The organism is Streptomyces katrae, from assembly GCF_000717655.1.
In the GTDB taxonomy this organism is placed as follows: Bacteria; Actinomycetota; Actinomycetes; order Streptomycetales; family Streptomycetaceae; genus Streptomyces; species Streptomyces katrae_B.
On the sequence record NZ_JNZY01000010.1, the window covers coordinates 80,577 to 101,506 of the forward strand.

17 protein-coding genes and 1 pseudogene are annotated in these 20,930 nt (G+C 73.8%); 13 read left to right on the top strand and 5 right to left on the bottom strand.

Annotated features, from left to right (window positions below; translation table 11 throughout):
* Positions 1-7: 7 nt before the first annotated feature.
* Positions 8-2,482: a penicillin acylase family protein gene (locus tag IF09_RS0114100; RefSeq protein WP_051832439.1), complete on the bottom strand. Its 2,475-nt coding sequence runs from the start codon at positions 2,480-2,482 to the stop codon at positions 8-10.
* 164 nt (positions 2,483-2,646) lie between these two features.
* Here IF09_RS0114100 and IF09_RS0114105 point away from each other — a divergent pair, with 164 nt between their 5' ends.
* Positions 2,647-4,197 carry a fatty acyl-CoA synthetase gene (locus tag IF09_RS0114105; protein ID WP_051832440.1) on the top strand — a complete coding sequence of 517 codons (1,551 nt, stop codon included), beginning with the start codon at positions 2,647-2,649 and terminating at the stop codon, positions 4,195-4,197.
* Positions 4,198-4,211: 14 nt separating this feature from the next.
* Here IF09_RS0114105 and IF09_RS0114110 read toward each other — a convergent pair whose 3' ends face one another.
* On the bottom strand, positions 4,212-5,033 hold the full coding sequence (locus tag IF09_RS0114110) for a YhjD/YihY/BrkB family envelope integrity protein (protein WP_030295503.1): 822 nt from the start codon (positions 5,031-5,033) through the stop codon (positions 4,212-4,214).
* A 124-nt stretch (positions 5,034-5,157) separates the two neighbouring features.
* Entirely contained in the window at positions 5,158-6,459 is a 1,302-nt protein-coding gene (gene paaK, locus IF09_RS0114115; protein ID WP_030295508.1) for a phenylacetate--CoA ligase PaaK, read from the bottom strand.
* A 199-nt stretch (positions 6,460-6,658) separates the two neighbouring features.
* On the opposite strand from paaK, the gene IF09_RS40205 reads away from it, so the two are divergent.
* Positions 6,659-7,429: an alpha/beta fold hydrolase gene (locus IF09_RS40205; protein WP_418953050.1), complete on the top strand. Its 771-nt coding sequence runs from the start codon at positions 6,659-6,661 to the stop codon at positions 7,427-7,429.
* Positions 7,430-7,444: 15 nt separating this feature from the next.
* Positions 7,445-7,660, top strand: coding sequence for a hypothetical protein (locus tag IF09_RS0114125; RefSeq protein ID WP_158709962.1), 216 nt, complete (start codon positions 7,445-7,447; stop codon positions 7,658-7,660).
* Positions 7,661-7,729: 69 nt separating this feature from the next.
* Here the strand turns inward: IF09_RS0114125 and IF09_RS0114130 are convergent, their stop codons facing one another.
* The gene (locus IF09_RS0114130) at positions 7,730-9,379 is read right to left on the bottom strand and encodes an acyl-CoA synthetase (RefSeq protein WP_030295511.1); all 1,650 of its coding nucleotides are present in this window, start codon (positions 9,377-9,379) and stop codon (positions 7,730-7,732) included.
* A 190-nt stretch (positions 9,380-9,569) separates the two neighbouring features.
* Between IF09_RS0114130 and IF09_RS0114135 the strand changes: the two genes are divergently transcribed.
* The 6 genes from IF09_RS0114135 (at position 9,570) to IF09_RS0114160 (ending at position 14,792) form a co-directional block, all read left to right on the top strand.
* Positions 9,570-10,370 carry a crotonase/enoyl-CoA hydratase family protein gene (locus IF09_RS0114135; protein ID WP_030295512.1) on the top strand — a complete coding sequence of 267 codons (801 nt, stop codon included), beginning with the start codon at positions 9,570-9,572 and terminating at the stop codon, positions 10,368-10,370.
* A gap of 206 nt (positions 10,371-10,576) precedes the next feature.
* A complete protein-coding gene (locus IF09_RS0114140; protein WP_030295514.1) occupies positions 10,577-11,539 on the top strand; it encodes a Zn-ribbon domain-containing OB-fold protein in 963 nt (320 codons plus the stop codon).
* The gene (locus IF09_RS0114145; RefSeq protein ID WP_030295516.1) at positions 11,539-12,606 is read left to right on the top strand and encodes a thiolase domain-containing protein; all 1,068 of its coding nucleotides are present in this window, start codon (positions 11,539-11,541) and stop codon (positions 12,604-12,606) included. The genes IF09_RS0114140 and IF09_RS0114145 overlap by 1 nt, the downstream gene beginning before the upstream one ends.
* Complete coding sequence (locus tag IF09_RS0114150) at positions 12,603-13,778, top strand: thiolase domain-containing protein (protein ID WP_030295518.1); 1,176 nt, start codon at positions 12,603-12,605, stop codon at positions 13,776-13,778. The genes IF09_RS0114145 and IF09_RS0114150 overlap by 4 nt, the downstream gene beginning before the upstream one ends.
* 130 nt (positions 13,779-13,908) lie before the next feature.
* Positions 13,909-14,148 (top strand): DUF397 domain-containing protein, encoded by a 240-nt coding sequence (locus IF09_RS0114155; RefSeq protein ID WP_030295521.1) that lies wholly within the window; start codon positions 13,909-13,911, stop codon positions 14,146-14,148.
* A gap of 134 nt (positions 14,149-14,282) precedes the next feature.
* A complete protein-coding gene (locus IF09_RS0114160) occupies positions 14,283-14,792 on the top strand; it encodes a hypothetical protein (RefSeq protein ID WP_158709963.1) in 510 nt (169 codons plus the stop codon).
* Between the two features lie 20 nt (positions 14,793-14,812).
* On the opposite strand, the gene IF09_RS0114165 is transcribed toward IF09_RS0114160, so the two are convergent.
* Positions 14,813-16,012 carry a low temperature requirement protein A gene (locus tag IF09_RS0114165; RefSeq protein WP_051832442.1) on the bottom strand — a complete coding sequence of 400 codons (1,200 nt, stop codon included), beginning with the start codon at positions 16,010-16,012 and terminating at the stop codon, positions 14,813-14,815.
* A 26-nt stretch (positions 16,013-16,038) separates the two neighbouring features.
* On the opposite strand from IF09_RS0114165, the gene IF09_RS0114170 reads away from it, so the two are divergent.
* From IF09_RS0114170 to IF09_RS0114185, 4 genes and pseudogenes are all read left to right on the top strand, one after another.
* Positions 16,039-16,458, top strand: coding sequence for an ACT domain-containing protein (locus IF09_RS0114170; protein WP_030295528.1), 420 nt, complete (start codon positions 16,039-16,041; stop codon positions 16,456-16,458).
* A gap of 112 nt (positions 16,459-16,570) precedes the next feature.
* Positions 16,571-19,442 (top strand): annotated as a pseudogene (locus tag IF09_RS40210) (ATP-binding protein).
* Positions 19,443-19,475: 33 nt separating this feature from the next.
* The gene (locus IF09_RS0114180) at positions 19,476-20,327 is read left to right on the top strand and encodes a maleylpyruvate isomerase family mycothiol-dependent enzyme (RefSeq protein ID WP_030295530.1); all 852 of its coding nucleotides are present in this window, start codon (positions 19,476-19,478) and stop codon (positions 20,325-20,327) included.
* Positions 20,328-20,427: 100 nt separating this feature from the next.
* Positions 20,428-20,928 carry a hypothetical protein gene (locus IF09_RS0114185; protein WP_030295531.1) on the top strand — a complete coding sequence of 167 codons (501 nt, stop codon included), beginning with the start codon at positions 20,428-20,430 and terminating at the stop codon, positions 20,926-20,928.
* Positions 20,929-20,930 lie beyond the last annotated feature (2 nt).

Genomic DNA, 20,930 nt, shown 5'->3' on the forward strand with positions numbered 1-20,930 from the left:
GCGGTGGTCAGCGGCGCTCGCGCGGCCAGACCACCTTAAGCTGCGGCGAGGTGAGGATGTCCCGTTCGCAGAACCTCGAGGTCACCCATCGCTCCTGGGAGAACAGGCGGGTCTGGTCGGCGTAGTACGGCGAGACCGGGTTGGACGACTGGCCGTACGTCAGCAGCGTGCGCGCCACCGGGCAGCGGCCGCCGTCCCAGCCGACCGCCTGGATGTGGCTGGAGCCGTGCACGACCTCCGGGTACCCGCCGCCGGCCGCCTTCCACGGTGCCTCGATCTTGTTCCACACGCCCAGAGCCTCGGTGCCGCCCGGCACCGGCAGCCTCTGCCCGCCGCGCACCACGAACTGGTGCGCGCCGAGCGGCGCGTCGAGGGCGATGCCCGCCGCCGCCAGCTCGGCCACCGTGTCCGCGAGGGCCCGGCCGATCCCGGGCGCCGCCCGGTTGAGCGTACGGGGCGTACGGACGGGATCGGCCGCCGAGAACGGCACCAGCCACAGGTCCTTGGCCGCCGTGCCCGCCGTGAGCCTGCGCCAGAACCGGTCGAAGAGCAGTGCGCCGCGGCTGCCGGTGTCGGCCGTCCGGTCCCAGCCCGCGAGCACCGCGCAGGCCGCCGAGACGTCCACCGGCCGGCCGTCGCTCGCGGTGGCCGCTCCGCCGGGCAGGGCGGCGCAGGCCTTCGCCGCGTCGGCCGCCGCCAGGTCACCGGCGGGCACCCGGTTCGCGAACTGCTGCTTCTGCAGATCGGCCACGGTCAGCCGGCCCTTCGCGGCCATCGCCGCCACGTCCTCGACGGCGCCGCGGGTGCGCAGCGAACGCGGGGTGCCCGCATTGCCCCAGACCCTCTCGTACCCCGTCAGCGGCCGGTCGGCATTGGCCAGCCAGGCGCTGTCGTTGGAGTTCTCGGCATACGGCGCGTCGCGCAGCGCCGGCGCCTTCCCCGGGCCGAACACCCCGGGCTGCACCGCGTCCGGGTCCGAGCCGAGCGCGCAGTCGCCGCGCGCTCCGTCGAGGACCGCGAGCCCGGACGCCGGGTAGGTGGCCCTGCCGAGCGGTGTGGAGCAGCGGGCTGCGAGCTCGTCGGTGATCCGGGGGAGTACCTGGGACTGGGTGAACAGCGTGCCGCCGGCCGAGTCCGCGGCGACCGTGTTGACCCACGGCAGGCCCTGCGTGCGCTTCAGCGCGTCCTGGATCCCGGCGACCGTGCGGGCCTTGCCCATGGCGAGGGCGGTGTCGGAGCCGCGCAGGTTCGCGGCGTTCGGGTCGTTCAGCGCGTACGCCGTGCCGGCCGTCCAAGGCAGCGGCAGGCCCGGGCCGAGACCGGTGACCACGGGCCCGTAGCGGGTCCACCACTGGGTGCGGGTGACGGGATCGCCGCCCGCCACCGGGACGCTGACCGTCCGCTGCGTCATCTTCTCGGGCTTGCCGTCGACCAGATAGGTGGTCGCGTCGGCCGGGTCCAGGGCGAGCTGGTGCAGGTTGACGGGGGTGCCGGTGGCCACGGTGTGGCTCCAGGCCACCTTCTCGTTGAAGCCGATGTTGACCACGGCGGTGCCCAGCAGGGAGCCGCCGGAGACGTTCAGTTCGCCCGGTATGGTCTGCTGCGACTGCCAGAAGCGGCGGCCGCCCTGCCAGGGGTAGTGCGGGTTCCCGAGCAGCAGGCCGCCCCCGCTCGCGGTGGTGGAGCCGCTGAAGGCCACCGCGTTGGAGCCCATGTCGTAGCGGCCCGTGTCGAAGAAGGCCCGCGCGGCCTCGGCGGCCGCCGCCGGGTCGGGCTCGGGCCTGACCGCGGCCGCAGGTCCCGTACGGGACGTCGGGGAGGCCGCCCGGCCCGGCGGCTGCGCCGCGGCGATGTCGTCGACGGCGCGCCCCTGGCCGCCGAGCACGGAGACGGCGAAGCCGCGGGAGGCCACGTCGAGGACGGTGACCGGGCGCACCCAGGCGGCGCCCTTGCAGGCCGGATCGGTGATCTTGTTCTGGGCGAGCCAGGCGTTGTACCCGGCGGCCCAGCCGCGCATCAGCTCCTTGAGGTCCCCGGTGGGGCCGGCCGGGGCGGGCGTGGCGAGGAGCTTCTCGACGGTGCCGGACTCCCGCACCCCCTTGAAGTACAGGTCGCTGGAAAGGTTCCTGGCCGCGGAGGAGAGCGAGCCGTCGGGCGCCGCGTCGGCGCCGAACCAGCGCGAGCGCTCGCCGGCCACGGTCACGAACCCGTCGGCGAGCACGCAGACCTGGTCGGCGGCCTGGGCCCAGCCTGTGCCGAAGCCGAGGTGCGCGTAGTCCTGGGCCAGGATGTGCGGTATGCCGTTCTCGGTGTAACGGATGACGGCGGACAGGCCGCCGCCGGACGGCCCGCGGTCCGCGGCGGCCGCCGCGGCCGAGGCCTGCGGCGCCGCAGCCGTGACGGCGAGCAGGGCGGCGCCGGTGAGCGCGGCGCGCCGGAGCAGCGGGCGGGAGCGGCCGTATCCATCAAGAAAGCGCAACATGCCTCCCAAGTAGCCTGCGGATGGGCGTGGTTGCCCGTGGAAACAGGCGGTGCTTGCGTGCCCCACACTCATGCAGGCGGTCTGACGATCTGTCAACATGCCGTTCGGTATCCCGGTTGTGCCGGTGCTTGACCGTGGCCGTCGGCGGAGACGAGGATCACGCCATGACGGCAGCGGGGTCGGTGCAGGCGGGACGGGCCGGGGAGCCGGTGCGGCAGAACACGGTCGACGGGCTGGTGCGCGACAGCGCGCTTCGGGTCCCCGACCGGACGGCCGTCCGCTATCGGGAACGCACCTGGACGTACGCGGAGCTCGACGCGGCCGTGTCCACGGGCGCCGCCGTCCTGCGGGAGCGGTACGGGCTGGCCGCCGGAGACCGGGTCGCGACCTTCGCCCACAACTCCGACGCCTACCTGCTCGCCTTCCTCGCCTGCGCGCGGGCCGGGCTCACCCACGTCCCGGTCAACCAGAACCTCACCGGCGAGGACCTCGCTCACATCCTGGACGACTGCACGAGCGCGCTGGTCCTCACCGACCCGGACCTGGCCGCGCGGATCCCCGGGGGCCATGCCGTACGGCCGCTGCGCGACGCCCCCGGCTCCTTCCTGGCGGAGCTCGCAGGTCCGCTGCCCTTCGCGGCGGACCGCGACCCGGACGCGGTGGTGCAGCTGCTCTACACCTCGGGGACCACGGCGCTGCCCAAGGGCGCGATGATGACGCACAAGGCGCTGGTCCACGAGTACGAGAGTGCGATCGAGGCGCTGGACCTGGCCGAGGGGGACCGGCCCGTGCACTCGCTGCCGCTCTACCACTCGGCGCAGATGCACGTCTTCCTGCTGCCGTACCTGGCCGTGGGCGCGCAGAACACGATCCTGGACGCGCCGGTCGCCGAGGAGATCTTCGGCCTGGTGGAGGCCGGGCGTGCCGACAGCCTGTTCGCACCGCCCACGGTGTGGATCGGGCTCGCCAACCACCCGGACTTCGAGCGGCGGGAGCTGGGCGCGCTGCGCAAGGCGTACTACGGGGCCTCGATCATGCCGGTGCCGGTCCTGGAGCGGCTGCGGGCGCGGCTGCCCGGGCTCGGCTTCTACAACTGCTTCGGGCAGAGCGAGATCGGGCCGCTGGCCACCGTCCTCGGACCGGACGAGCACGAGGGGCGGATGGACTCCTGCGGCCGGCCGGTCCGCCATGTCGAGGCGAAGGTCGTCGACGAGGACGGCGCGGACGTGCCGGACGGCACGGCGGGAGAGGTGGTGTACCGGTCGCCCCAGCTCTGCCTGGGCTACTGGAACGACCCGGAGGCGACGAAGAAGGCCTTCCGGGACGGCTGGTTCCGCTCCGGGGACCTCGCGGTGCGCGATGCGCAGGGCTACTTCACGGTCGTCGACCGGGTGAAGGACGTCATCAACTCGGGCGGCGTGCTGGTGGCCTCCCGGCAGGTCGAGGACGCGCTGTACACCCATCCGGGGGTGGCCGAGGCGGCCGTGGTGGGCCTGCCCGACGAGCGGTGGATCGAAGCCGTCACGGCGGTCGTGGTGCCGCGCGGCGAGGTGACGGAGGCGGAGCTGCTGGCGTACGCGCGGGAGAGGCTGGCCGGGTTCAAGGCCCCGAAGCGGGTCCTCTTCGTGGACGCCCTCCCGCGCAACGCCAGCGGCAAGATCCTCAAGCGCGAACTCCGGGACCGGTTCGGGCAGCAGGACCGGCAGGGTCGGTAGACCCGGCCGGCGTGTCATTCGGGCAGGAGCCCGGTGTCCTGGAGGCGGCGGAGGGTGAGGTGTTCGTGGGCCAGGCGGCCGACGAGGGCGCCGCCGTACACGACGAAGCCGACGCCGACCAGCCAGGACTGGACGACCAGCAGGGTGCCGAAGGGGCCGTAGGTGACGGCGTTCGACGCGATCAGCGGGGAGAACACCAGCTGGGAGAAGACCCGCAGGCCGAGCAGGCCCAGGCTGGTCGCCACCGCGCCGGGGAGCAGGGCCCGCCAGCGGACGCGGCCGCCGAGCAGCAGCCGCTGGGAGCCCCAGAAGAAGAGGATCGTGCCGAGAAGGTCGCCGGTGGTGCCGAGGATCGTGCCCGGCGCGTCGTTCGACGGCGCGGGGATCTCGACCAGCAGCGCGAGGTAGCAGACCAGCAGGGCGAGCCAGACGACGTGCCGCCACATGGTGTGCCAGCGGGCGGTGGGCAGGTCCCAGACCTTCTCGTACCCGGTCTGCACGGCCGAGCCGAACGTCAGGCCGAAGACGGCCAGGGCGGCGAGCCCGAAGGCCGTGGTCCGCTCGAGCGCCAGGTCGGCCGCGCCGAACAGCATCTCGACCCGGGCCCGCGAGGACTCGGTGACCCCGAGGGCCTGGCCGAGCCAGCGGCCGAAGCCGGAGCCGCTGCCGGGGGCGGCGGCCGCGACGACCACCAGCAGCGGTACCAGGGTCAGGAAGCCGAGGGCGGCGAAACCCATGGCCCGGTGCATCAGCTCCATCTCCCGCCCCCGGCTCCACGCCAGCCCGGCCGGGGAGGCCTGGAGCCGGTCGTGGAGCTGTCGGAAGATCGAGGTCACGCCTCATGGACTACCCGGACGGACCCGCCGGCTCTCGGAGGCACCCCCGAAGTAGGCCCGAAGGGGTGGTTTCGCGTGCGAACCGGCCTCGGCCCGGCCTCCGGCCCCGGCCCTCCCGCGCTGCCTACTGCGCCTCGCGGAGGTCCACCAGCCGCTTGATCTTGCCCACCGAGCGCTCCAGGGTCTCCGGGTCGACCACCTCGACGCGTACGGAGACCCCGATGCCCTCCTTGACCGCCCGGACCACGGCGGCGGCCGCGGACTCCCGGCGGCCGGCATCCGCCTCCCGGCGCGCCTCCACCCGTACGGTCAGGGCGTCCATCCGGCCCTCCCGGGTCAGCCGCAGCTGGAAATGCGGGGCCAGGCCGGGCGTGCGCAGCAGGACCTCCTCGATCTGCGTCGGGTAGAGGTTCACCCCGCGCAGGATGATCATGTCGTCGCTGCGGCCCGTGATCTTCTCCATCCGCCGGAAGGCCGGCCGGGCCGTGCCGGGGAGCAGCCGGGTCAGGTCGCGGGTCCGGTAGCGGATGACCGGCATGGCCTCCTTCGTGAGCGAGGTGAACACCAGCTCCCCGGACTCGCCCTCCGGCAGCACCGCACCGGTGAACGGGTCGACGACCTCCGGATAGAAGTGGTCCTCCCAGATGTGCAGGCCGTCCTTGGTCGCCACGCACTCCTGCGCCACGCCCGGGCCGATCACCTCGGACAGGCCGTATATGTCCACTGCGTCGATGTCGAGCCGCTGTTCGATCTCCCGGCGCATCTCCTCGGTCCACGGCTCCGCGCCGAAGATGCCCGTACGGAGCGAGGTGCTGCGCGGGTCGATGCCCTGGCGCTCCATCTCGTCCAGCAGCGTGAGCATGTACGAGGGCGTCACCATGATCACCTCCGGCCGGAAGTCCTGGATCAGCCGGACCTGGCGGTCGGTCATCCCGCCGGACGCCGGGACGACCGTACAGCCGAGCCGCTCCGCGCCGTAGTGCGCGCCGAGGCCGCCGGTGAACAGGCCGTACCCGTACGCGATGTGCACGATCTGGCCCGGTCTGCCGCCCGCCGCCCGGATGGACCGGGCCATGACCTCCGCCCAGGTGGAGAGGTCCCCGTCGGTGTACCCGACGACGGTGGGGCGGCCGGTGGTGCCGCTGGAGGCGTGGATGCGGCGCACCTCGGAGCGGGGCACGGCGAACATGCCGAAGGGGTACCGGTCGCGCAGGTCGGCCTTGGTGGTGAAGGGGAAGAGGGAGAGGTCGGCGAGGGAGCGGCAGTCGTCGGGGTGCACGCCGGCCTTGTCGAAGGCCTGCCGGTAGTGGGGCACCTGCTCGTAGGCACGGCTCAGCGTGGTGCGCAGCCGCTTCAGCTGGAGCGCGGCGAGCTCGTCGCCGCTGAGCCGCTCACTGTCGTCGTGGACACTCGCATACGCCGTCATGCCGTCACCTCATCGAGAGCCGAGCCTACCGACCGATCATTCGGTAGATTGCCCCAGCCCGCCGACTAAAGCAATGACTCGAACGAGTGATCGCATGAGGGGGTCGGCTCATGTCGATCTTCAACACCCATGACGGAACCGGCCTCGCCTCCCACGTCCGGGGCGAGGGCGAGCCGCTCGCCTGCCTCCCGGCGGCGCCATGCGGGCCTCCGCCCATCTCGGCGACCTGGGGGGGGCATCAAAGTTTCGTCTGCCCGGACGCCGGCTGATCCTCCTCGGCCTGCGGGGCACGGGCGGCTCGGCGATACCGGCGGACGAGTCCCCGTACCGGGTCGACCACCAGGTCGCCGACGTCGAGGCGCTCCGGGTCCACCTCGGTCTGGAACGCATGGACGTGCTGGCCCACTCGGCCGGCGGCAACCTCGCCCAGCTGTATGCGGCCGCGCACCCCGACCGGGTACGAGCGGATCCTCGGCGTCCTGGCGGTCGGCGCCACCCCCACCCCGGCGGACTGGCGCCGGACGATGCCGCTCGCCTGCGGGCGCTGGGACGCGGAGGCGGGCGCTCACGTCGAGGCGGGCGACCGGGAGAAGAACGCGGCGGCCGGCGCCGCCTACGCGGGCCCGGCGCCTTCGACCCGCCCGCCACCCGGGCCGGGCTGCGCCGTGTGGCGGGCGAGGTGCTGGTGCTGGCCGGGGAACCGGACAGCAACCCCACCGCCGCCCTCGCCGCCGAACTCGCGGGCTCTTCCCGCACGGCGCGGTCGACGTCCGGGCGGGCGGCGCGCGCTTCCCGTGGCTGGACGACCCGCAGTGGTTCGCGGCCCGGGTGGAGCGCTTCCTGGCCGAAGGGGCCTGAGCTGAGCCCGGGTCCGAACGGAGCCCCGGGCCGGGCGGCGGGCCGGGTGGCAGGCGGCCGCCCGGCCGTCGGCGTACGGTCGAAGGAGATGCCCCCGCCGAAGGAGGCGTGAAGGGAGGCGGTGACGATGTCCGTCATCGACCCCGCGGTGTCCGTACGGCTCGGCGCCGCCGGAGCCCGCCGCCTGGTCGGGCTGCTGGCCGAGGTGGCTCTCCTGCTGGAACACCCCGGCCCGGTGCGGCTCTCCGACGAGCAGGCCGATGTCCTGGGCCAGGGCACGGACCGCGACGAGCTCGCGTCCTGGACCCGCGCCCTGGCGGCAGAACTGCGCAGCCAGCTGTAGACGGGACCTGCGCGGGCGACCTGCGATGCCCGTGGGCGGAGCCTGCCGCAGCGGCGCCAGGCCGACGGATCAGTGCGCCTGGCGGGCGCCCGCCCCGGCATCCGCCTGCGTCGCCACCGACTTCGCCCAGCGGTAGTCCGCCTTGCCGCTCGGCGAGCGCTGGATGGCCGGTGTGACGACCAGCTGGCGCGGGATCTTGTATCCCGCGAGCCGGGTCCGGCAGTGGCTCTGGATCTCCTCCAGACTCGGCTCCGGGGCGCCCGTCCGGACCTGGACCACCGCCGCCACGTGATTGCCCCACTTCGCGTCCGGCACCCCGGCGACCAGGGCGTCGTACACGTCCGGGTGGGACTTCAGCGCCTGCTCGACCTCCTCCGGGTAGACCTTCTCGCCGCCCGTGTTGATGCACTGCGAGCCGCGCCCGAGGACCGTGACGATGCCCTCCTCGTCCACCGTCGCCATGTCCCCGAGCAGCACCCACCGCTCGGAGCCCTTCTGGAAGAAGGTCTCGGCGGTCTTCGCCGCGTCGTTGTAGTAGCCGAGCGGGACGTGGCCGCGCTGGGCGAGCCGCCCCGGTACGCCCACCGGCACTGGCTCGTGCGTCACCGGGTCCACCACCTGCGTACGGTCGTTGACGACGAGGCGGAAGCCCTTCTCGGGGCCCGAGTCGTCGGCCGCCCTGCCGTTGGACCCGGACTCCGAGGACCCGAAGTTGTTCAGGAGCAGCACGTTCGGCACCAGTCGCTGGAACTCGGCCCGTACCGTCTCCGACATGATCGCCCCGGACGAGGAGACGCTGAACAGGGAGGACAGGTCGGTCCCCTCGAGCGGGCCCTTCAGCGCATCGATGAGCGGCCGGAGCATCGCGTCGCCCACCAGCGAGACGCTCGACACCTTCTCCTTCTCGATGGTGCGGAGCACCTCCTCCGGCGCGTACTTGCGGTGGATGACCACCCGCTGGCCGTAGTTGAAGGCGATGAACGAGGTCAGCGTCGAGGTGCCGTGCATGAGCGGGGGAGCGGGGAAGAAGGTGAGCCCGGCTCCCTTCGACGCGACCCGCTCGGCCAGCTCCTCTGGCCGCTTCACCGGCTCGCCCGAGGGATCGCCGCCGAAGAGCCCCGCGAAGAACAGGTCCTCCGCGCGCCACATGACGCCCTTGGGCATGCCGGTGGTGCCGCCCGTGTAGATGATGAACAGGTCGTCGGGGGAGCGGGGCGCGAACCCGCGCTCGGGCGAGCCGGCCGCCTCGGCGTCCTCGTACGCGACGGGCGCGACGGGGAGCTCCGGAGCGCCTTCGGGGACCGGCCCGACGCGGATCAGGTGGCGCAGCCTGGCCGTCTGCGGGAGGGCGGCGGCCACCCGCTCGGTGAACTCGCCCTCGAAGACGAGCGCGGCGAGGTCGGCGTCGTTGTAGAGGTAGACCAGCTCCTCCTCCACGTAGCGGTAGTTGACGTTCACCGGTACGAGGCGGGCCTTGAGGCAGGCCAGGACGGTCTGCAGGTACTCGATGCCGTTGTAGAGGTGCAGGCCCAGGTGCTCGCCGGCCCTCAAGCCGCTGTCCAGCAGGTGGTGCGCGATGCGGTTCGCCGCCGCGTCCAGCTCCGCGTACGTGAGGCGGCGCTCGGCGCCGGTCCCGGGGTGGTCCACGTACACGAGGGCCTCTCGGTCCGGGACCACGTCGACGACCGACTCGAACAGGTCGGCAAGGTTGTACTCCACCGTTCCTCCTCACCCCCGAGGCTGACCGTTGCCGGGCCCATGGCCGTGCTGCCCGCGGCGGTCATTAGAGCGTCGCTCGGCCCAAGTGGGAAGGGCGCGGCCCAAGAAATCTGACTGTGTGTCAGAAAACTATTGAACTGGACCGGGCCCTCCTGCAACCTGTTCTAGGTCTTGAGACGGGAGGACGGCAATGGGTGGGACCGAACACCTGACCGTGGAGCGCCACGGCGCCACGCTGGTGCTCACCATGAACAGGCCCGAGGCGAAGAACGCGCTCTCGCTGCCGCTGCTGGTGGGGCTGTACGACGGCTGGCTGGAGGCGGACGCCGACGACACGATCCGCTCGGTGGTCCTGACGGGCGCTGGCGGGGACTTCTGTGCCGGCATGGACCTCAAGGCCCTGGCCGGGAAGGGGATGGCGGGCGACCAGTACCGGGACCGCCTGAAGGCGGACCCCGACCTGCACTGGAAGGCGATGCTCCGCCACCACCGGCCGCGCAAGCCGGTGATCGCGGCGGTGGAGGGCTACTGCGTGGCGGGCGGCACCGAGATCCTGCAGGGCACGGACATCCGGGTCGCGGGCGCGGGCGCCACCTTCGGGCTGTTCGAGGTCAGGCGGGGCCTGTTCCCGATCGGCGGCTCGACGGTACGCCTGCCCCGGCAGATCGCGCGCACGCACGCGCTGGAGATGCTGCTGACCGGCCGGCCGTACTCCGCCGCCGAGGCCGAGCGGATCGGGCTGATCGGGTCGGTCGTCCCCGAGGGGACCGCGCTGGCCAAGGCCCTGGAGATCGCGGAGCAGGTCAACGCGTGCGGGCCGCTGGCCGTCGAGGCAGTGAAGGCCTCGGTCTACGAGAGCGCCGAACTGACGGAGACCGAAGGCCTGGCCTCGGAGCTGCTGCGCGGCTGGCCGATCTTCGACACCGCGGACGCCAAGGAGGGGGCGCGGGCGTTCGCGGAGAAGCGGCCTGCGGTGTACCGGCGGGAGTAGCCGGTCCTGGCCGTGCCAGGGCCGTGCCCGGCCTCGCGGGTCGAGTGCCGGTGCGGCGCCGCCGACGGGGGCCCGTCCCCCGGATCCCCGCACCTCGAACGCCGGCGGGGCTGGGTCCGACCGGCGGGGCCGGGGTGTCCGGCGGGTCTGGATTCTGCCCGGATCCGCACGTGTTGTTGACCGTTTCGAACATCGGAGTGCCGCTCATGACAGCAGCCGCGTCCCCTCCCGAAGTGCTTCGTGCGCCCCTCGTCGTCGAGTTCCCCTTCACCCGGTCCCTCGGGCCCGTCCAGAGCGCCTTCCTCACCGGGCTGCGCGAGCGCGTCGTCCTCGGCGTCAGGACCACCGCGGGCACGGTGATGGTCCCGCCCGTCGAGTACGACCCCGTCACCGCCGAGGAGATCCGCGAGCTCGTCGAGGTCGGCGCCACCGGCACGGTCACCACCTGGGCCTGGAACGGCGCCCCGCGCCCGAACCAGCCCCTGGCGACCCCCTTCGCCTGGGTCCTGGTCCGCCTCGACGGCGCGGACACCGCGATCCTGCACGCGCTCGACGCCGCCGGGCCCGAAGCCGTCCGCACCGGCATGCGGGTCCGGATCCGCTGGGCCGAGGAGCGCACCGGGGCCATCACCGACATCGCGTGCTTCGAGCCCCACGACGACCCGGAAGCCGCGCAGGCGACCCCGTACGACGGGCAGTTCGCCGACGCCGTCACCGGCATCGTCGCCGAGGCCCGCCTCGACTACACCTACAGCCCGGGCCGCTCCCAGACCGCGTACATCAACGCCCTCGCCGAGCAGCGGACCGTCGGCGAGCGCTGCCCCTCCTGCCACAAGGTGTACGTGCCGCCGCGCGGCGCCTGCCCCACCTGCGGGGTCGCCACCACCGACCAGGTCGAGGTCGGCCCGGCCGGGACCGTGACCACGTACTGCATCGTCAACATCAAGGCGAAGAACCTGGACATCGAAGTCCCCTACGTCTACGCCCACATCGCCCTCGACGGCGCCGACCTCGCCCTGCACGGCCGGATCGGCGGCATCCCGTACGACCAGGTCCGCATGGGGCTGCGCGTGGAACCCGTCTGGACCAAGGGCGGGCGCCACCCCGACCACTACCGCCCCACCGGCGAGCCGGACGCCGACTACGACGCGTACAAGGAGCTCATCTGATGCCCGCGACGAGCAGGTACGCACGCGACGTCGCCGTCGTCGCCTTCGCGCAGAGCGACCACCGGCGCAGCTCCGACGAACTCAGCGAAGTCGAGATGGTCATGCCGGTCCTGCACCAGGTGCTGGCCCGGACCGGTCTGAGGGCCGGCGAGATCGGCTTCACCTGCTCCGGATCCAGCGACTACCTCGCGGGCCGCGCCTTCTCCTTCACGATGACCCTCGACGGGGTCGGCGCCTGGCCGCCGATCTCCGAGTCGCACGTCGAGATGGACGGCGCCTGGGCCCTCTACGAGGCCTGGGTCAAGATCCAGACCGGCGAGGCCGACACCGCGCTCGTCTACTCGTACGGGAAGTCCTCGCCGGGCTCCGTACGGGACGTCCTGACCCGGCAGCTCGACCCGTACTACCTGGCTCCGCTCTGGCCCGACTCGGTGGCCCTGGCCGCCCTCCAGGCCCAGGCGCTGATCGATGGGGGCGAGACCGACGAGGGCGCCCTCGCCGCCGTCGGCGCCCGCAGCAGGGCCTCGGCGGCCGACAACCCGCACGCCCAGCTCCGCGGCACCGTCCCGCAGGGCGACTACCAGGTCCGGCCGCTGCGCACGGGCGACTGCCCGCCCATCGGCGACGGCGCGGCCGCCGTCGTCCTCGCCGCGGGCGACACCGCGCGGCGGCTGTGCGAGCGGCCCGCCTGGATCACCGGCATCGACCACCGGATCGAGGCCCACGGCCTGGGCCTGCGCGACCTCACCGACTCCCCGTCGACGCGGATCGCCGCCGAGCACGCCGGGGTCTTCGAGCGCCCGGTGGACACGGCCGAACTGCACGCGCCGTTCTCCTCCCAGGAGGTGGTCCTCCGCAAGGCGCTGGGACTCGGCGAGGACGTCGTCGTCAACCCGTCCGGCGGGGCGCTCGCCGCCAACCCGGTCATGGCCGCCGGCCTGATCCGGATCGGCGAGGCCGCCGCCCGGATCCACCAAGGCGCGTCCGACCGGGCCGTCGCGCACGCCACCTCCGGCCCCTGCCTCCAGCAGAACCTGGTCGCCGTCCTGGAAGGGGAACCCGCATGACGAGTACGGGAAAGGAGCCGGTCGCCGTCGTCGGCATCGGCCAGACCAAGCACGTCGCCGCCCGCCACGACGTCTCCATCGCGGGGCTCGTCCGCGAGGCCGCGGCGCGCGCACTCGCCGACGCGGAGCTGACCTGGGCGGACGTCGACGCGGTCGTCATCGGCAAGGCCCCCGACTTCTTCGAGGGCGTGATGATGCCGGAGCTGTACCTGGCGGACGCCCTCGGCGCGGTCGGCAAGCCCATGCTCCGCGTCCACACCGCCGGTTCGGTCGGCGGGTCCACCGCGCTCGTCGCCTCCAACCTGGTCGCGGCGCGGGTCCACCGGACCGTTCTGACCCTCGCGTTCGAGAAGCAGTCCGAGTCCAACGCCATGTGGGGCCTGTCGCTGCCCGTGCCGTTCCAGCAGCCGCTGCTGGCGGGCGCCGGCGGGTTCTTCGCGCCGCACGTGCGCGCGTACATGCGGCGTACGGGCGCGCCCGACTCGGTCGGCTCGCTGGTCGCTTACAAGGACCGCCGCAACGCGCTGAAGAACCCGTACGCGCACCTGCACGAGCACGACATCACCCTGGAGAGGGTCCAGGCCTCGCCGATGCTCTGGGACCCGATCCGGTACTCCGAGACCTGCCCCTCCTCGGACGGGGCCTGCGCGATGATCCTCACCGACCGGGCGGGCGCGGCCCGTTCGCCGAAGCCGCCGGCCTGGGTGCACGGCGGGGCGATGCGCAGCGAGCCGACGCTCTTCGCGGGCAAGGACTTCGTCTCCCCGCAGGCGGGCAAGGACTGCGCGGCCGACGTCTACCGGCAGGCCGGGATCACCGATCCGCGCCGGGAGATCGACGCGGTGGAGATGTACGTGCCGTTCTCCTGGTACGAGCCGATGTGGCTGGAGAACCTCGGCTTCGCCGAGGAGGGCGAGGGCTGGAAGCTCACCGAGGCCGGGGTCACCGAACTCGACGGCGACCTCCCGGTCAACCCCTCCGGCGGGGTGCTGTCCACCAACCCGATCGGCGCTTCCGGCATGATCCGCTTCGCGGAAGCGGCCCTCCAGGTCCGCGGCCAGGCCGGTGCACACCAGGTGCCGGGCGCCCGCCGGGCCCTGGGCCACGCGTACGGCGGCGGGGCGCAGTTCTTCGCGATGTGGCTGGTGGGGGCGCAGGCCCCGACTTCCTGAACGCAATTGCTCCTCCGGGCGGGTGCGCGGCTGGTGCCGGACCGGCCACGGGTGACTCACCGTGGCCTGTGCGGCACCCGCTGCGATGGTTACGCTGGCCCCCGGACGACGTACCGGGAGGAGCACGCACGTGGCCGAAAGCATGATTTCGCAGCCTCTGGCCGGCTGGGGCAAGCCGGACCTCGACCTCAGCGAGGCGGACTGGCAGTCGAGCAGCCGGGGAGCGGGCGACGTCCAGATCGCCTTCGTCGAGGGGTTCATCGCGATGCGCAACGGCGACCGCCCCGAGAGCCCCTCGCTGATCTTCGCGCCGGACGAGTGGCGCAAGTTCGTCATGAACGCGCGGGGCGGGGAGTTCGACCTGACGTAGCCGGCACGGCCGGACGCGGCGCACCACCGGACGCGGACCCGCCCGCGCCGGTGGCGCCGCCGCGGAAATCCGCCTGACGCGGCCGCCCGGACGTGCGAGGGTGGCCGGTATGACGATCAACCGCCGAAAGGGCGATGCCGCGTAGACGGCCCGGCGCGCTGCGCGCCCTGCAGGGACCGTTCGAAGGGCGCCGCCCGCCCGCCTGGGCGCGGGAACTGCCCCCCATGGACCGGTTGTCACCGGCCGCGAGTGCCGGCGTTCAATGGGCCCTGTACGAGCAGAGCACGAGCGATACCGATCTCGCGTACCTCTTGCGCCGGTACCGCGGCTTCCTGAACCGGCCCGGCGGCCGGTTGCGGCTGGTCGCCTCGCTGGTACCGGCCTGCCCGTGCTGCGCGCTGGACGACGTGGCCCAGGTCCGGGACAGGCTGGGCGACGTCTACCGGAGGCTGCCGCCGCAGGCCCGCACGGCGCTGGGCCGCGTACTGCGCGCCCTGGACGCGGAGTTCCGGCGCCGCACCCTCCCGGACCCGGATCCGCCACCCGGCCACTGGGCCGACTGGATCGAGTACGTCGATGACTGGGCCCAGTGGCGTGGCATCCCGTACGCCTGGTGGCACCGCCGGATCTACGAGTACACCTGACCCGGGCGGTGCCGCGGGGGCTACGGGGCCGTCGGTCCGGCCGGTGCCGGCTTCGGCGGGAGGCGTTCCAGCATCACCCGGGGCCACGCCGCCGCCAGCACCAGCAGCCACACGAGTTGCACGGCCGCGGCCCCCCGGGCCACCGCCCCCGCCACCAGTACGACGGCCAGCGACGGGCCCACCAGCAGCAGGGCCCGCCGCAGCCCGCGGCCCGAGCCGGCCGCCGCCACCCCCGCGATCGCCAGGTACACCGCGAGGCTCCCGCACAGCAGCCACCGCACCGCCTCCGGAACCGGACGGTCCGTGTACTCCACAGCGTTGCCCAGCGCCGCCGCCAGCGCCGCCACCGAGCCCGCGACGAAGCAGTGCAGCGGCAGGACCAGCCGTACCGGAAGGACGTCCCACGCCAGCAGCGGCACCCCGTCCGCCCCGTGGCGCAGCGACAGCGACCACAGCAGGAGCAGCAGCAGGAACGCGCCGATGCCGACCCCGTACAGCGCCGCGTCCCACTCCACCTGCGAGGCGGCGGCCACCACCTGGGCGACCGCCTCGCCCAGCACGATCAGCTGGAACAGGCCCAGCCGCTCACCGAGATGCGGCGCGTCCATCAGCGCCGCCACCGGCTTGGGCGCGGCCCGCCGTCTGCGCGCCGCCTGCTGCGCGTACTGCGCGTCCACCCGGGCGGCCAGCCTCGTGCCGGACACCGAGAACATCACCGCCAGGTCGATGGCCAGCCCCAGCGCCCACAGCGCGTACCGGGCCGGCCCGTCGAACCACATCGACACGATCCACGGGGTCAGCCCCAGCCCCAGCTGTGTGATCGGCAGCTCCGGCACGTACTCCCCGCGCCGCTCCCACGCCTTGCCCGCCAGCGACCGCACCAGGATGTAGGCCAGCGCGAACGCCCCCGCCCGGTCCTCCCGTACGCCGTGCACCGAGGCCGCCATCACCGCCATGCCGAACATCCCCGCCAGGACCGTCCACGTGCGGGCCTCCTCGCCGCTGACGTTCCCGTACACGGTGAACAGCATCCAGCCCGTCCAGAAGGCCAGGAACATCACCGCGTACAGCGCCACGTCGCCGCTGCCGGGGCTGCCGGCCAGCAGGTGTGCCAGCTGGGCGACGCCCGCCACCGCCGTCAGGTCGAAGAACAGCTCCAGCCAGGAGGCGTGCCGTTCGCCCTCCGCAGGCGCCGACGCTGCCGACGCGGAATCGGTCATAACGGGATGATAAGTAGGGTGGCCCCGTGAGCGGCGAGAGCGACCTGAGGAAACTGCTGAGCGGCATGCGCCCCGAGCTGCACGAAGGGCGGTACGTCTTCTGCACCGTCCCCGGGGTCACGGCGCCGCCCTCCGCGGCCGCCCCCGTCGCCACCGTCCTGGAAGCCGAGGGGCTCACCGTGGTCCTGCGCCAGGAGGACGCCGACGCCGCCGGGCTCGCCTACGACCACACCGCCGGGTGGATCACCCTGCGCATCCACTCCGCCCTCGACGCCGTCGGCCTCACCGGCGCCTTCGCCGCGGAGCTCGCCGCGCACGGACTCAGCTGCAACGTGATCGCCGGGTACCACCACGACCACCTCTTCGTCCCCGCCGAACGGCCGGCCGAAGCAGTGGCGGTACTGGAGCAACTGGCAACCCGTTCGGCGCAAGAGGGGCACCCGTAGAGGCCTGCAACGGCCCGATACCAAAGATTCCGATCTTTCCCGGCAGAGGGCCTTCCCCCACACGTGCGCGGGCGTACGCTGATGCCCCGAACAGGCCCGGGGGGTACCAGCCATGACGGAACGCCGGACCCGCAGACGGCGAAGGATGTTCGAACGCGAGGCGGAACTCGCCACCGTGGACGAAGCCCTGGAGCAGCTCACCGGCTCCGGCGGCGACGGCCGCACGGATGCCGGCGCCGGCCCCGCCGCGGGCGGCACGCTGCTCGCCTTCTCCGGCCCCGCCGGCTTCGGCAAGACCACCCTCCTCGCCGAGGTGCGCCGCCGCGCCCTCGCCCGCAACTGCACCCTGCTGGCCGCCCGAGGCGGCGAACAGGAACAGAGCCAGCCCTTCCACGTCGCCCGCCAGCTCATCCAGCCCCAGCTGGCCGACCGCTCCGAGGCGGAACTGCGCGCCGCCCTCGGCAGCTGGTACTCCATCGTCGGCCCCGCGCTCGGCCTGTGCGCCCCCGAACAAGGCGCCCCGCCCGACCCCCAGGGCCTGCGCGACGGCCTCGACTGGGTCCTCACCCACCTCACCGTGCAGCGCGCCCCCGTCGCCCTCGTCCTCGACGACGCCCACTGGGCCGACCCCGAATCCCTCTCCTGGCTCGCCGCCTTCGCCCCGCGCGCCGAACACCTCCCGCTGCTCCTCGTCGTCGCGTACCGCCCCGAGGAACTGCCCGCGCACGCCGAGGCGTTCCGTACACTGCCCGGTCGCGCCGGACACCGCCCGCTGGCCCTCGCCCCGCTCACCGAGGCCGCCGTCTCCACCCTGGTCCGCGAGGCCGTCGGCGACCACGCCGACGATGCCTTCTGCCGCGAGGCCTGGGCCGTCACCACCGGCAACCCCTTCGAAGCCGTCGAGCTCACCGCCAAGGTCCGCGACAAGGGCCTCGCCCCCACCTCGGCCAGCGCCCCGCTGCTGCGCGACCTCGCCGCCGCCCAGCGCGGCAGCGGCCTCGTCGCCCGCCTCGAACGCCTCGGCCCCTCCACCGTCCGCTTCGCCTGGGCCTGCGCCGTCCTGGGCACCGCCATCCCGCAGGAGCTCGCCGCCCGGGTCGCCGGCCTCGGCTCCGAGGAGGCCGCGGACGCCACCGGGCGGCTGCGGGAGGCCCGCATCCTGTCCGCACCCGGCGAAGAGCCCGACGCCGGGCTGGAGTTCGTCCACCCGCTGATCGCCACCGCCCTCTACCGGGCCATCCCCGACGCACTGCGCGTCGCCCTCCACGGACAGGCCGCCGTGGCCGTCGTCGACGCCGGGCTCGGCGCCTCCAACGCCGCCCGCCACCTGCTGGAGACCCACCCCGAGAACGACCCCTGGGTGGTGCGGACCCTGCGCGAGGCCGCCGCCGAGAACCTGCGGGCCGGCGCCCCCGACGCCGCCCCGCCGCCAGCTCGCCCGCGCCCTGCGCGAGCCCCCGGACTTCGACGAGCGCGCGGCCGTGCTGTACGAGCTCGGCTGCGCCTCCCTGCTCACCGAACCCGCGAACACCGTGAACCACCTGCGCGCGGCGCTCGCCGAACCCTTCGACGACCCCGCGCTGCGCCAGGGCATCGTCATCCGGCTCGCCCAGGTCCTCGCCCACAGCGACCGCCTCGCCGAGGCCTCGGACTCGCTCGCCCGGGAGATCCCGTACGCCCCGGACGCCCGGACCCGGCTGCGCCTGCAGTCCGAGCAGTTCATGTGGGACGCCTTCGACGCCGTCGAGCCCGATTCCCCGGCGCGCTCGCGCCGGCTGGCCCGGCTCGCCGACCGGCTGACCGGCCGCGACCTCACCGAGCGGTACATCATCGGGCTGCGCGCCTGGGACGCCTGCCTGCGCGGCGAACCGGTGGACGTGGTCCTGCACCACGCCGTACGGGCCCTGGGCACGGAGTTCAGCTGGGCCTACGAGGACCGCGGCTTCGAGGTACCGGTGCTCGCCGCCATGGTCCACATGTACGCCGACCGGCCCGGCCGGGCGGAGGAGCTGTTCGAGGCCGGCACCGCCGAGTTCGAACGGCAGGGCTGGCGCGGGGCCCACCTGTCCTTCGCGTACAGCCTGCGCGCGTACATCCGCTACCGGCGAGGGCGCCTCGCGGAGGCCGAGGAACTGGCCCGGGCCGGACTGCAGCTCGCCGAGCGCGTGGGGCGCGGTACGCCCGTGCACTGGTACAGCATCGCGATCCTCGCCACGACCCTGCTCGCGCGGGGCCGGGTGGACGAGGCCTGGGAGCTGGCGCGGGAGCACGCGTTCGGCGAGTCCGTCCCGGCAGCCGTGGTCTTCCCCGACCCGCAGACCGTGTACGCCGAACTGCTGCTCGCCCGCGGCCGGACGAAGGCGGCGGTGGCCGAACTCGAGGCCGTGGACCGCAGGCTGAGCCCGCGCGGGATCCAGAACCCGTCCTGGTGCCCGTGGCGGCTGCACCTGGCCCGGGCGGTGGCGTCGCAGGACCCGGCCGGGGCGCGCGCCCTGGCCGCCGATGCGGTACGGCGGGCCCGCGCCTTCGGGGCCCCGTCCGGCGTGGGGCAGGCCCTGCGGGTGGCGGCGGAGGTTGCGGCCCCGGGGGAGCGGGCGGGGCTGCTGACGGAGGCGGTGGAGTTGCTGTCGGCCTCGCCGGCCGGGTACGAGCTGGCGTGCGCGCTGGCTGCGCTGGGCACGGAACTCGAGGACGCGGAGCTGCTGGCGCGGGCGCTGGCGACGGCACGGGAGTGCGGGGCGGACGGGCTGGTGGCACGCCTGGGCGGGGCGGCGCAGGGTGGTGCGGCGACGGGCACTGCGGCGACGGGCGCCACGGCGCGGGAGGACGGGCTGACCGACGAGGAATTCCGGGTGGCGGAACTGGCCGTACGGGACGACCCGGCGGCGCGGGGCCGGGACCTGTCCCCGGTCTACCGGAAGCTGGGCACGGACCGGTCCGGGCTCGCGGAGGCGCTGGAGGCGTTCGCCCGGAGCGCAAGGTGATACGGAGCGGGGCGGCGCGGGCAGGGTGACGTCATGGACGTCATCGACCACAGCCAGAGGCTCTCCCACTTCCACGACGAGACGCTGGCCTTCGAGAAGGCGATCCGGCGCGCGATCGCCGAAGCCGGCGACGGACCGGTCCCGCTGGTGCCGTCCTGCCCCGGCTGGTCGGCCGCGGACCTCGTCGGGCACCTGGGCGGGGTGCACCGGTTCGTGGGCCGCATCCTGCGCGACCGCCTCGCAGAGGCCCCGGACCACACCGATCTGACGATCTTCGCGATCCCGGAGGACCCGGCGGTACGGGCGGCCTGGCCGAAGCCGGAGAGCGAGCCGAACCGCGGGCCGGTTCCGGAGGCGCTGACGGAGTGGTTCGCCCAGGGCGCGCGGCAGCTGGAGGGCCTGTTCCGGGAGCTGGGGCCGGACGTGCCGGTGTGGACGTGGTCGGTCGACACCGAGGATCCGGCGGGGCACACCACCGGCTTCTGGCTGCGGATGCAGACCATCGAACTGGCGGTGCACCGGTGGGACGCGGAGTCCGCCACCGGGGCGCCGGGGCCGATCGACGCGGAGATCGCGGTGGACGCCGTCCCGCAGACCTTCGAGGCGATGGCCCCGTTCCGGCGGGCCATGGCCGGCGCGCCGGCCGGATCGGGGGAGCGGTACCGCTTCCGGCGGACGGACGGGCCGGAGTCCTGGACGGTCACGTTCTCGGGGGAGCGGGTCCTGGTGGAGTACGGGGTCACGGACCCGGTGGACGTCGAGGCGGCCGGGACGGCGTCGGACCTGATGCTGTTCCTCTGGCGGCGGATCCCGCCCACCGCCCTGACGGTCACCGGCAACGCGGACCTGCTGCCGCACTACTTCACCCTGGTCCCCCCGGTCTGACCGCTGCGCCCCGCGGCGGGGAACGGTCCGGAGGCGGGCTCACCGGGGGATGGGCGGGGCCCGGGGCCGGAAAACGGGGGCGGGCACGTACCATGGCGGCATGTCCTTCCTCCGCCGCAACCGCGCCGCCACACCCGCCGGCCCGGACTTCGACGTCCTGGCCATGGACCCGGGGGACTGGCCGGGCAATCTCGGGGCCGGGCTGCTGCCCGCGCCCGACGGCAGCTGCCAGGGCGTCTTTCTCCGCTACGACCTGTTCGGCGGACGCGGCCCCGCAATGATCATCGGCAACCTCCCCGAGGGCTCCCCGGCTCGGGAGCTCACCGAGGGCCAGGTCCCCTTCGAGGTGGCCCAGCTCCTCGACGCCCTCGAGAACGAAGAGGACGTCGAGGTCACCGGCACCGAGGACTGCCCCGTCATGCAGGGCGACAACCTCCTCATCGTCCGGAAGATCAAGCTCTCCGAGGGCCGGATCAGCTGCGTGCAGTTCGACCGCAGCGACAACGTGCTGGTCACCATCGCGAGCTGGGACCGGCCCATCACCGACGACCTGTACGCCCTCCTGAAGCCGCTCCCCGCCGAGCTCTTCCAGCAGGGATAGCG